Annotated in this window: 11 protein-coding genes and 1 pseudogene; 9 read left to right on the forward strand and 3 right to left on the reverse strand. The window is 37.8% G+C overall.

Annotated features, from left to right (window positions below; genetic code table 11):
• The first annotated feature begins 17 nt into the window (after nt 1-17).
• The gene (locus EJF25_RS19735; protein ID WP_125042381.1) at nt 18-1,187 is read left to right on the forward strand and encodes an MFS transporter; all 1,170 of its coding nucleotides are present in this window, start codon (nt 18-20) and stop codon (nt 1,185-1,187) included.
• A 119-nt stretch (nt 1,188-1,306) separates the two neighbouring features.
• Here the strand turns inward: EJF25_RS19735 and EJF25_RS19740 are convergent, their stop codons facing one another.
• Nucleotides 1,307-2,365 carry a winged helix DNA-binding domain-containing protein gene (locus EJF25_RS19740; RefSeq protein WP_125042382.1) on the reverse strand — a complete coding sequence of 353 codons (1,059 nt, stop codon included), beginning with the start codon at nt 2,363-2,365 and terminating at the stop codon, nt 1,307-1,309.
• A gap of 238 nt (nt 2,366-2,603) precedes the next feature.
• On the opposite strand from EJF25_RS19740, the gene EJF25_RS19745 reads away from it, so the two are divergent.
• The 6 genes and pseudogenes from EJF25_RS19745 to EJF25_RS19775 all read left to right on the forward strand — a co-directional run bounded on the left by EJF25_RS19745 (nt 2,604) and on the right by EJF25_RS19775 (nt 8,660).
• A complete protein-coding gene (locus tag EJF25_RS19745) occupies nt 2,604-3,977 on the forward strand; it encodes an NAD(P)/FAD-dependent oxidoreductase (protein WP_125042383.1) in 1,374 nt (457 codons plus the stop codon).
• Between the two features lie 192 nt (nt 3,978-4,169).
• On the forward strand, nt 4,170-4,697 hold the full coding sequence (locus EJF25_RS19750) for a TlpA family protein disulfide reductase (protein ID WP_125042384.1): 528 nt from the start codon (nt 4,170-4,172) through the stop codon (nt 4,695-4,697).
• A gap of 171 nt (nt 4,698-4,868) precedes the next feature.
• Nucleotides 4,869-5,363 (forward strand): RNA polymerase sigma factor, encoded by a 495-nt coding sequence (locus tag EJF25_RS19755; RefSeq protein ID WP_125042385.1) that lies wholly within the window; start codon nt 4,869-4,871, stop codon nt 5,361-5,363.
• 617 nt (nt 5,364-5,980) lie between these two features.
• Entirely contained in the window at nt 5,981-7,213 is a 1,233-nt protein-coding gene (locus EJF25_RS19765) for a 3-phosphoshikimate 1-carboxyvinyltransferase (RefSeq protein ID WP_125042387.1), read from the forward strand.
• 10 nt (nt 7,214-7,223) lie between these two features.
• Nucleotides 7,224-7,796 carry a Crp/Fnr family transcriptional regulator gene (locus tag EJF25_RS19770; RefSeq protein ID WP_125042388.1) on the forward strand — a complete coding sequence of 191 codons (573 nt, stop codon included), beginning with the start codon at nt 7,224-7,226 and terminating at the stop codon, nt 7,794-7,796.
• Between the two features lie 146 nt (nt 7,797-7,942).
• A pseudogene (locus tag EJF25_RS19775) lies at nt 7,943-8,660 on the forward strand (SDR family NAD(P)-dependent oxidoreductase).
• Nucleotides 8,661-8,685: 25 nt separating this feature from the next.
• Here EJF25_RS19775 and EJF25_RS19780 read toward each other — a convergent pair.
• Both EJF25_RS19780 and EJF25_RS25170 read right to left on the reverse strand, forming a co-directional pair.
• Nucleotides 8,686-9,684 carry a M28 family metallopeptidase gene (locus EJF25_RS19780; RefSeq protein WP_125042389.1) on the reverse strand — a complete coding sequence of 333 codons (999 nt, stop codon included), beginning with the start codon at nt 9,682-9,684 and terminating at the stop codon, nt 8,686-8,688.
• Nucleotides 9,685-9,712: 28 nt separating this feature from the next.
• Entirely contained in the window at nt 9,713-10,810 is a 1,098-nt protein-coding gene (locus tag EJF25_RS25170) for a leucine-rich repeat domain-containing protein (protein WP_200832946.1), read from the reverse strand.
• A 111-nt stretch (nt 10,811-10,921) separates the two neighbouring features.
• Between EJF25_RS25170 and EJF25_RS19790 the strand changes: the two genes are divergently transcribed.
• Both EJF25_RS19790 and EJF25_RS19795 read left to right on the forward strand, forming a co-directional pair.
• Nucleotides 10,922-11,347, forward strand: coding sequence for a phospholipase (locus EJF25_RS19790; protein WP_125042390.1), 426 nt, complete (start codon nt 10,922-10,924; stop codon nt 11,345-11,347).
• Nucleotides 11,348-11,363: 16 nt separating this feature from the next.
• The gene (locus EJF25_RS19795) at nt 11,364-12,167 is read left to right on the forward strand and encodes a metal ABC transporter permease (RefSeq protein WP_125042391.1); all 804 of its coding nucleotides are present in this window, start codon (nt 11,364-11,366) and stop codon (nt 12,165-12,167) included.
• The last annotated feature ends 16 nt before the right edge of the window (nt 12,168-12,183 follow it).

Here is a 12,183-nt window from a genome sequence, read left to right on the forward strand (position 1 = left end):
CAAATAAGAAGATATTCATGAAAACACAAAATTCAACATTAGCGACTCTTCCCATTCTTTTTGGTTTCTTTGTTATGGGATTCTGTGACATAGTCGGAATTTCTTCCGACTATGTACAGCGTACTTTCGACTGGTCTCCTGCAATGACGGGATTTGTTCCTTCCCTTGTTTTTATCTGGTTCTTGTTTTTGGGAATCCCTATCGGGAATCAAATGAACAAGTGGGGACGTAAAAATACAGTATTACTTAGTATGGTAATTACTGTAATAGGTATGTTATTACCCTTAATCATCTATAATAGTGCAACTTGCATGATCGCTTATGCTCTTCTAGGAATTGGTAACGCAATTCTGCAAGTTTCACTGAATCCATTGTTGAGTAATGTTATAACCAACCAACATTTATTGACTAGCAGTCTGACAGCAGGACAAGTGATTAAAGCTGTTTCGTCTCTTGTCGGACCGGAAATTGTTCTGTTTGCCGTCGCTCATTTTGGAGATGATAAATGGTATTATTGTTTCCCGATATTAGGCTGCATCACCTTATTGTCCGCTGTTTGGCTAATGGCTACTCCCATTAAGAGAGAAGATTCTGCCACAACACAACTACTGCCTATTAGTGATACTTTTTTCTTGCTGAAAGATAAAAAAATACTATTATTATTCCTTGGTATTTTCTTTATAGTCGGTGTAGATGTGGCTACCAACTTTATTAGTTCCAAGCTAATGAGTGAACGTTTTAACTGGACAGCAGAGCAAGTAAAATTTGCTCCACAAGTTTATTTCCTGAGTCGTACGATAGGAGCATTAGTAGGCGTTTTTTTCTTGGCACGTATTGCCGAAATGAAGTATTTCAGAGTAAATATTATCGCTTGTCTTTGCTCTTTATTGATTTTAGCATTCGTAGAAAATGATATGATTAATCTGATTTGTATCGGTGCTATTGGTTTCTTTGCCTCTTCAGTATTCTCTATTATTTATTCAATGGCATTACAAGCAAGGCCCGAAAAAGCCAATCAGATTTCCGGTCTGATGATTACTGCTATTGCCGGTGGAGGGGTAGTAACTCCTATTATTGGTATAGCAATCGGGAAGGTCGGTATTATTGGTGGGGTGTTTGTTACACTAGTGTGCGTGCTTTATTTGACCTATTGCGCTTTCGGTATAAAAACAGGCAAATTAAACTAAACAATAAAACCAAGTTAATGCAAATTGGTAGTTAAAACGAATGGGCTATCTCAAATTAGAAGAAAGAGATAGCCCATTCGTTATCGCCATTGTAAAAAAAGACCTATTATCTGTAACTCCTACAAAAATGAATGATACCGTTTATATCTATTCTTTGCATTACTTAATAAGCTTTCTTCTAAACAAACATTTTCCTGAAAAAAGGAATGCTCCAAATCTATCTCTCCTTTCTTCACTGACTTATTCCAATTTCCGATAATCTGTCCTTCATGAAGTAATACCGGATAAAACAATCCATTATTTGTAAATGCTTTAGGGTAAAATTCTTTAGGTAGAACATCCGTCCGATCCTTATATCCTAAAAGATATTCATCATATGGAGGAAGTAAATGTAAACTATCAGCTATTTTACCACGAGTCCGGCAAGAGTTATGAATATACCAAGTCTGGTTATTCCACTGCTCAGTAATCATTTCAGACTCTATCAGATAAACAGCCTGTTTTGCTTCAGAAATCGATAATCCCGACCACCAGATAAAATCCTGCAAAACTGCGGGAGCATGACTACGAAAATAATTTCTTGCCAAACGGGCTAAAGCCTCATCCTTCGTTATTTCCGGTACAGGTGGGACACGTTCCTCCAAAAGCATATACGTATGTTTTCTTCCCTGCCCCTCACCACTACAGATAATACCTTCAACTTCCGCACGTGCCATGAAACGAGTCATGTGATATCTATCCGTTAAAAGTCCGGCACGTTCAAAATGTTCTGCTATTTCCTGTTTAGTGAGGCTTTTCTTTCCACCCAAGATTTTTTCCAATAGGTTATTACTTTTTGTATAAACCTCCTCTGTAATATCTAAACTATGTCCTTTAGCATAAGAGTCATTTGCTGACTTGATATGTTGAGCGGAAAGTTTCAACATCCACCGAATATCTTCTGCAGCAACTAAATGCCAAGTCGGCCGCATCACATGAATCCTTAATATCTCTCCTTTTTGCAATGCTTTTTCCACTGTCTGTATAGTTGCTGATTTTAACCGCATTCCAACAGCCCATTTTACCATTGTATAATCTTGAGCCTGTATCGCTCCCATCCAAGACACTAATTCTTTAGGTTGACAAAATTGTGGATTTAATAACTGTTGATTTAAAAGACGAATTGTAAATAGATTCATATTGGTGGATTTTATCCACAAAAATAAGATTTCTACCCCATATATATCAAATATACTTCCGATTTTCTTTTTAATAGTCTTAAAAACATTAACAGACAAACATAGCAACAAGAATTTCAATCTACTTTGCGAGTTAAAGAGACAGAAATAATACTCCTTCCTGTCTCTGTTTTCATTTTAATGATTAATTCTCCCTAGTTATTTGTATATTTGCAGATAAAATTATTCATTCATAAACATGAGCCACGAATTGGAAGATCTACTAAAAACATTTGAAAAAAAAGGTATTAATCGCCGCCATTTTTTCAAACTGATGGCAGCAGCAGGTTTAGTGACCGCTGTTGGCATATACAAGGCGAAAGAATTTTCAAGCAACGCTAAAGGTAAAATTGTCATTATCGGAGGAGGAGCTGCTGGTATCAGCATGGCTGCCCGCCTAAACGACTGGTTAGACAAACCGGATATTACATTAATTGACCCCAGCGATCGTCATTTCTACCAGCCGGGATTCACCCTAATCGCATCAGGTGTTTACCAACCCGACGAAGTATGGAGAAAACAAGAAGACTGTATACCAAGTGGCATCAAGTGGATAAAAGATTCTGTCGCTGCTATTGATCCAAATAAAAACCAAGTGGCAACTAAAAACAATGGTAAAATTGCATATGACTTCTTAGTCCTGACACCTGGTCTTCAGACCAATTGGGAAAAGGTAGAAGGTATCACACAAGCAACATTAGGACAAGGTAATGCTCATAGCATCTATGATTTCGAAGGTGCACAAAAAACTTGGAAGGCCTTGCAAGAATTCGGCAAGACGGGTGGTAAAGCCATCTATACCGACACCTACACAAAACACAAATGCGGAGGTGCACCTAAAAAAATATGTTTACTGACAGATGATTATACTCGTAAACAAGGAACACGTGATAATGCAGACCTACATTATTACACAGCCTCTAAAGAATTATATGATATTCCTTTCTTCACTCCACGCTTGTTGAAAATCTACGAGGAACGCAACATCCCTATCAACCTGAATGTTCGTGTAAAAGGAGTAGATACAGCTGCTAAACAGGTACATTTCGAAAAGATTGAAACGATAGACGAGCAGAAAGTTTATACTCCATTCGTGGAAGACTATGATTTCCTGCATTTCACACCACCCATGTCAGCTCCCGATTTTGTTCGTGAATCCGGATTAAGCTGGACGGAAGGAAAACTGGCTGCCGAGGCTTGGGTCATGGTAGACAAAGAAACATTAGTCCATAAGACCTACCCAAATATCATTTCTTTAGGAGATGTTGCCGGAATCCCTACCAGTAAAACATCGGCTGCTGTCCGCAAGCAAGTACCAATTGCTGCCAAGAACCTGATCTCATTAATGGAAGGCAAGGAACCTGAAGAGAAATATGACGGATATGCTGCTTGCCCGATCGTAACAGACTACGGACATGTACTATTATGTGAATTCAACTACAAGAAAGAACCGGAAATATCTTTCCCATTCAACCTAATCGACACTTCCAAAGAACAACGGGCGGCTTGGTGGCTAAAAGTTCACATTCTGAAGCCTATGTATTTCTACGGAATGTTGAACGGATTTGCCTAGAAATCCAGAAAACTCCCGATAACAAAAATACCCAACAAAGAATCTTCGAACCATTTCTACGGGTTCGAGGATTTTTGTTTTACTCACCTACTTCAATGAACTTCGCCAGCAGATATTCATAACATTTCTCACAAAATAATCATCCTCTATAACCTATATACTCACATCATTATAATATCTTTGTTACGTAATATGCACAATAACAATGAAAAAAAAATAGTTGATTATTTACTTCTACTTACTGTATCAGTATTCTTCTTAACCGGATGTATACAAGACGACGATGAAGAACCGAACGGAGCTAACATTCAAGTAAATGACGAGTTACCCACATTCTCCGTACGATTGAATACTGGTGAAACAATTACCAGCCAATCGTTAGAAGGAAAAATTTCATTCATAGTGCTAATGAGTGTAACTTGCCCGGACTGCATTGCCGAACTTCCCGTTATAGAGAGGCTATATACAGAATACAAAAAAGATAAGGATATTGTCATATTCACAATCAGTCGTGAACAAGGAGAACAAATAGTAGGAAAATTCTGGGAGGAACAGCATTACACAATGCCTTACTCGGCTCAAGAGGATCGAACCGTTTACAGTTTATTCGCCAAAAGCGGAGTTCCACGCATATATATATCCAATAAAAACAGAATAGTCCAATATATATATATACAGATGATCCTCTTGCCAAATATGAGGAGCTTAAAGCAAATATAGAATCATTAATCAAAGCATCCAATAAATTACCAGAAAAACACAAGTTATAAAGCGTATAAAAGCATCGAATCTATTTGAAAACAAAAGTTTATTTGATCTTTATTTCTTCTTTTGTAATAATCAACCATACTAATACGACTAACTTTCCATAACAAGTAAAAAATAAAAGAAGTGGAAGAAGAATTCATCGAACAGATAAACCATTATCAAGGGATATTACAAAAAATCTGTAATGTCTATTTTTACAAGCATCCTTACAGAGAAGATTATTATCAAGAGATACTGATACGATTATGGAAAGCATACCCTATGTTCAAACAAGAAAGTACTTTTTCAACCTGGCTGTATAGGGTTGCCTTAAATGCCGCCATCGATCTGGTACGAAAGGAGAGTGTACGGCCTATCCATAAAGAACTATCAGCAAGGGAATATCTTATACACGATACACATTCGGAAGATAACTCCATGACAGATAAAAAAGAGTTATTATACCAAGCAATTAATCAGTTAGACAATTTAGAAAAAGCAATTATCATTCTTTATCTTGAAGGTTACGAATACAAAGAAATATCAACTCTTATAGGTATTTCCGAGAGCAATGTCGGAGTGAAAATTAATAGAATCAAGAAACAACTCATAAAACGAATAAAAGATGGAAGAAAATAATTTAAAAGAACTCTGGAAAGAAATACATGCTGGCACCGAAGAGAAACCAGTTAATATAAAGGAGATTATACGTAGAAAACATTGCCATATGATTTCTCACACATTGCATCGTCAGAAATTTCTAATCTGTCTGTTTGCTACCCTACTGATAATTTCAGTAGTAACCACTACTTTTGATATGATCGTTATGGAAAGATTCTCTATCCATCTATGGATACCATGCGCCTTTCTAGTATATTTGTTACTTTCTAGTATCAGACACTATCAACTATTTACAAGGTCAGCCGATTTATATTCAATCACAGATTCCGATGCTATACTTAAAAGACAATTAAAACGGAAGATCAATCTTGATTTTATGATCTATCTGATATATTTTTATGGGATGGCAATCAGATTAATCTATATGTATTTTAGCAGTTCGGATGAATTAAAAAGTATTTCATTCCTTATAATGCTCTTTATTGGACTTCTTTTTATTATTCCCTGGTTAATAAGATATCAGCAGAAACATCGATACAGATGTTATTTTAACTCACTTGATAAGAGTCGTAAGCTGTTGGAAGTCTCCGAATAAATCTCTACTTTTGTCCTCCATAACAAAGAACATACTTAGAATGGTACGCTATAAACTCACTTCTCCGCCAATGGTAAAAGCAACAATCCAGTTGCCGGCATCCAAAAGTATCAGTAACCGCGCACTCATCATCAATGCGTTAGGCAAAGGTAGTTATTCTCCTGAGAACCTGTCCGACTGTGATGATACCCAAGTTATGATAAAGGCTTTGACTGAAAACAAAGAAACGATCGATATCATGGCCGCCGGAACTGCTATGCGCTTTCTGACGGCTTATCTAAGTGTTACTCCGGGAAAACATACCATCACAGGGACTGCTCGTATGCAGCAACGTCCCATACAAATATTGGTTAATGCTCTTCGTGAACTGGGAGCTGAAATCGAATATGCAGGAAATGAAGGTTTTCCTCCATTACATATTATAGGGACAGAATTAAAGAAGAATGAAATCGCATTGAAAGGAAATGTAAGTTCCCAATACATTTCCGCTTTATTAATGATAGGACCTGTACTCAAAAACGGACTAACATTGCATTTAAGTGGAGAGATCATCTCACGCCCCTATATCAACCTTACATTACAATTAATGAACGATTTTGGAGCAAAAGCTGCATGGACTGCTCCTAACAGCATTTCTGTCGCACCACAACCATACGAGAGTATTCCCTTTACCGTAGAAAGTGATTGGAGTGCTGCCTCATATTGGTATCAGATTGCAGCATTATCTTCTAAAGCAGAAATAGAATTATTGGGATTATTTCACCATAGCTACCAGGGAGATAGCCGTGGAGCAGAAGTTTTTTCACGATTGGGAATCACTACCGAATTTACAGCTAAAGGTGTAAAACTGAAAAAGACAGGTAACGCATTGAAAAAATTGGAAGAAGACCTTGTTGATATTCCAGATCTGGCACAAACATTTGTTGTAACCTGTGCTTTGCTGAATATTCCTTTCCGTTTTACAGGCTTACAGAGTCTAAAAATCAAAGAGACGGACCGCATTACAGCTTTAAGAAGTGAACTGAAAAAATTAGGATACCTTATCGAAGAAGAAAATGATAGTGTGTTAATGTGGAATGGTGAACGTTGTACACCTGAACAAACACCCATAATCCAAACATACGAAGACCATCGGATGGCAATGGCATTTGCCCCGGCAGCCATTCTCTATCCGGATCTACAAATCGCTGAACCAGAAGTCGTTTCTAAATCATATCCTAATTATTGGGAACATTTGAAGCAAGCTGGATTTCAAATAATAAGCGAAAAGTAACTATTACGTTGTGAAAGATTTCAATAAATACACTTCACATATCAATTTCTCCCCTGTTATAGACTTTACAATCCAACAGGGAAAATCTGTTAATTATAAAAAAGGAGAATACTTCGTCCGACAAGGAGAAATCTGCAAAACATTAGGATTTGTAAGCTCCGGATCTTTCCGATACTGTTGTATTAATAGTTTAGGAGAAATGAATATTGTAGGCTATACCTTTGAAGGGTCTTTTGTCGGCAACTATCCTGCTGTCCAACTGCAAGATAAATCAAACGTAGACATACAAGCTTTATGTGATTGTACTGTATATGAACTCACTCATCAACAAGTTAATGAGTTTTATGAAGCCAACGCAGAGCATCAACGTTTAGGACGTCACATTGCCGAGACCTTATTATGGGAAGTCTATGACCGGATGATTTCAATGTATAGCCTGACACCCGAAGAACGTTATCTTGAAATCTTAAACCGTTGTCCCGGCTTACTAAAACTCATCACCTTAAAAGAACTTGCTTCCTATCTACTTATACGTCCTGAAACACTTAGCCGAATCCGAAAAAGAGTCGTTCGCAAACAATAGCATACGCCAGCATCCATACAAATATCAGTACAAACTCCTACCCAAATAGTTAAACTGCAAATCTCTTTCAATTCTTGATTTCAATCAAGAATATTTTCACTTACCTCCTCTACTTTTGCAAACAAAACCAAACTGATATTCACATCATGAAAAGAATAATGATTATAGGTGCCACTTCAGGCATTGGTCGCGGATTAGCAGAACAATATCTTCGAGAAAATTGTCTGATCGGTATTACCGGGCGCAGAGAAAACTTACTTAAAGAACTCTTCAATCAAAAGCAAGATCAAGTATTTTATCAGGTATGTGATATTACCAACATCCAAACCACCCTCTCAAGATTAGAAACACTTGTACAGAAGATGGGTGGAATGGATATTCTGATTATCTGTGCAGGAACGGGAGAGTTAAACCCGAAACTATCTTATCGACTGGAAGAACCCACTCTATTAACCAATGTAATCGGATTTACGAATATAGCCGACTGGGGATTTCGCTATTTTGAAGCTCAGAAGAGAGGTCATTTAGTCGCCATTTCTTCTGTAGGGTGGTACACGAGGAAGTGGCATCGCTCCCGCTTACAATGCTTCCAAAGCCTATCAAATCAACTACATGGAAGGACTTCGACAAAAAGCGACCAAATCTCCCTACTCTATTTATACTACGGATATTCGTCCCGGGTTTGTAGATACTGCTATGGCAAAAGGGGAGGGACTATTTTGGATCACTCCGGTAGATAAAGCAGTAAAGCAAATAACGAAAGCTATCTCTCATAAGAAAAAAATAGCTTTCGTCTCCAAAAGATGGGAATATGTAGCGTGGCTGTTCAGATTGATACCTTCGGCTCTTTATTGCAGAATGTAATTAACAATAAAAACTCACATCTTCATTAATAGTTTTTCTCATTCGCCATCTTCCACATATTCAAGAAAGAGGCTTTGGTTATTTCTACAATTTTATCCCAATTCAACCGGTCGGCATGGTCCGATGGTTGGTGATAGTCAGGATGTCCGTCTGTATGATACCAGATAATAGGAATGCCGACTTTGGCAAATGTACCGTTATCGCTACCTCCCACAGGATTATCCCACGCACGATAATCAGGCTGGAGTTTCAGTTCATATTTTTTAATATCCTCTTTCAGCCAATCACCAAAAACCGGATGAGCAGCGGTATAGAAATAAACAACCTGTTGAGGTTGCTCGGGCTTATTATTACGTCCGATCATATCGAAATTCAAATATCCTTTAATCTTAGAAACAAAAGGGCAATTCTGCACAAAATATTTAGAACCAAGCAAACCTTTCTCTTCTCCATCCCAAAAAGCAAAGATGACGTTCCGTTCCGGTTTCTGTCCACTCGTAACAAATGCTCGGGCTATCTGTAATACAGCAGATACACCGGAAGCATTATCATCTGCACCATTATATATCTGATCCCCATCGAGAGCCGAATCAATCCCTAAATGATCAAAGTGCGCACCTACAATGACATACTCATTTGTATTTTTACCGGGAATCATTCCTAGAACATTTCTCATAGAAAGTTTTTGATGCACTCCTAATTTCAACTTTGCAATAGAATCAGGATGCACCTCAAGCCTTCCTTGCTTCTGACGTTCTTTACGGTAAGCTTCGAAAGGCTGAAAATAACTCTCATTCAAAGGTTGTATTCCCATCCATTGTAATAAAGAAACGATGTATTCGGAAGATACACGTGCCCCATGAAATCCTGCCTCACGCCCTTCCAACTCATCTGCAGCCAAAAAGCCAATGGTAGCTTTAGCAGAAGAACAATTAATACTTCTCAAACCTTTTTCTAGTGGAGTCTGAGCATAAAGACTCCAACTGACAAATAATAATCCTACTAACAAAATATGTTTCTTCATAGTATTATATAGACTTTAATTTATATAGCTAGTTCCAATGATCATCTTCCAACTTCCATCCTTTGCGTATGGGTATTTCTTTCTGGCAAGTCTTTTCTCCCGGATTATCATAAATCGAAAGTATATACCGCATATAATCGGACGGACGAACTTGCCCCAATGATTCAAAAAGCTCATTTAAAGCATCTGCTTCCAAACAATTAGAATGACAATCTAACTGAGTTAATATCCACGTATCCTCAATTGACAAGTGCGTCAATTGATTATTATCACAACGTAAATAAGCAATTGAAAAAGCTCCTGGCATATGTAATTCCGTTAGTTTATTATAACTACAACCAAATTCGGTTATCGTTGGCAATTTATCCAGAAAATCAATCTTATCAAAATTACAATAATTGATAAACAAGGAACCTATTGCCATCTCATCATCAAACTTTAATGTCGAAAGATTCGGATTATAACTGCAATCCACTTCTTTTAAGCGAGGCAGGCCTTTCATAGAAAGAGAAGTCAGATCGTTATAAGAACAAAATAATTTCTCCAAATAGGACTTACTACCTATTTCTAATGAAGTTAATTTGGGATTCGAATATATCTGTAATGTTTTCAAGTTATCACACTGAACGATATCCAACCGTTTCAAATCAGGCATATTACCTATACTAAGATCTTCCACATTAGGACAAGAAGCACTCAAATCCAATTCCGTAGTAGATTTTAAACTATTTATATGCAAATTTCTCATCCGGGGCAGAATTCCCAAATGCAAGTCACTTACATTCAATAATTCGGTCCCTATCGCGCAATAATCCAATTCTTCGGCCCAAATTTTAACACGATAACTCCGGCAATTTCCATATTTATAGCTGATAATCGTCTGGCTGGGATCTTCAATCTTTTGCAAACGCCCATCTCCCCAATCGACCACCATTCTCCCTCCATTGGCTGACAAATCAATTTGCCTCCAATCGCTGACTATTTCTACCGTAAACTGGATTGTATTCTCATTTGTCATCTTCGGAGTTACAAAGTCATCGCCAAACACACTCCTATCTTCTCCACAAGAAATGCAAAGAAAGAATAAACATATACCCACTATATCGAACAAATGATGTAGCTTCATCGTATAATAAATTTAGTTAGTAAGGTACAAAAGTAAGAAAAGAAATAGATACCATACATGATAGAATACAAATTAATAAGTAACTTTGCAGAAAATTGACTGATTATAATTATGTGGATACTCATAACGGGTCTAGTGTTGCTGGGCATTATCGCACTGATTGCCGGAATAATCCGCAACAAAAGACTGGAACAGAAAATAGCAAAAGGTGAATTGGATCGAATGCCCGAAGTGAAGGAAGTGGATGCAGAATGCTGCGGACAACATGAGGTATGCGAGAAAGAAAGTCTATTGGCCGCTGTCAGCAAAAAAATAGAATATTATGACGACGAAGAGTTAGATCAGTTTATCGGACGTGCTGGAGATGACTACACCGACGAAGAAACCAATCAATTCCGAGATGTATTGTATACCATGCAGGATGTAGATGTCGCAGGATGGATACGTAGCTTGCAACTTCGGGGAATTGAACTGCCGGACGATCTTAAGGATGAAGTATTCTTGATCATTGGAGAACGCAGGACATCACATTCATAAATTCAAAATTAAAAAAGTGGATTTACTACAATATACATTCTTTCAACATGCCCTATTAGGAAGTTTGCTGGCAAGCATTGCCTGTGGAATTATCGGTACGTATATCGTTACCCGCCGGCTGGTGTTTATCAGTGGAGGAATTACCCATGCCTCTTTCGGAGGGATAGGGCTAGGATTGTTCACCGGGATCTCACCAATACTATCAGCTGCCCTCTTTTCCGTATTATCCGCTTTTGGAGTAGAATGGCTCAGCAAACGGAAAGACATGCGGGAAGATTCTGCCATCGCTGTATTCTGGACTTTAGGAATGGCTCTAGGTATCATGTTCAGTTTTCTGTCTCCGGGTTTTGCACCCGACCTTTCCGCTTATCTTTTCGGGAACATTCTGACCATCAATCAGGTAGATTTGTGGATGTTGGGCATATTAGCTCTAATAATGAGCGGATTCTTCTATTTATATATCCGCCCTATCGTATATATTGCTTTCGACCGGGAGTTTGCCCGTTCTCAAAAAATCCCCGTAGAAATATTTGAATATCTGCTAATGATGTTCATCGCATTAACGATTGTCGCTTGCTTACGTATGGTAGGCATTGTATTGGCTATCTCATTACTCACAATCCCGCAAATGACAGCCAACCTGTTTACATATAATTTCAAAAGAATCATCTGGTTATCTATCGTCATCGGTTTTCTGGGATGTTTGGGAGGCTTGTTCATCTCTTATCATTGGAAAGTACCTTCAGGGGCTTCCATTATATTCTTCTCTATCCTGATCTATGCAGTTTGCAAAACCGGGAAGAGCCTTATCAAGAAATAGTTAGACAAAAAAGTTA

Origin of the sequence: Bacteroides faecalis (genome assembly GCF_003865075.1) — a bacterium.
Taxonomy (GTDB): Bacteria; Bacteroidota; Bacteroidia; order Bacteroidales; family Bacteroidaceae; genus Bacteroides; species Bacteroides faecalis.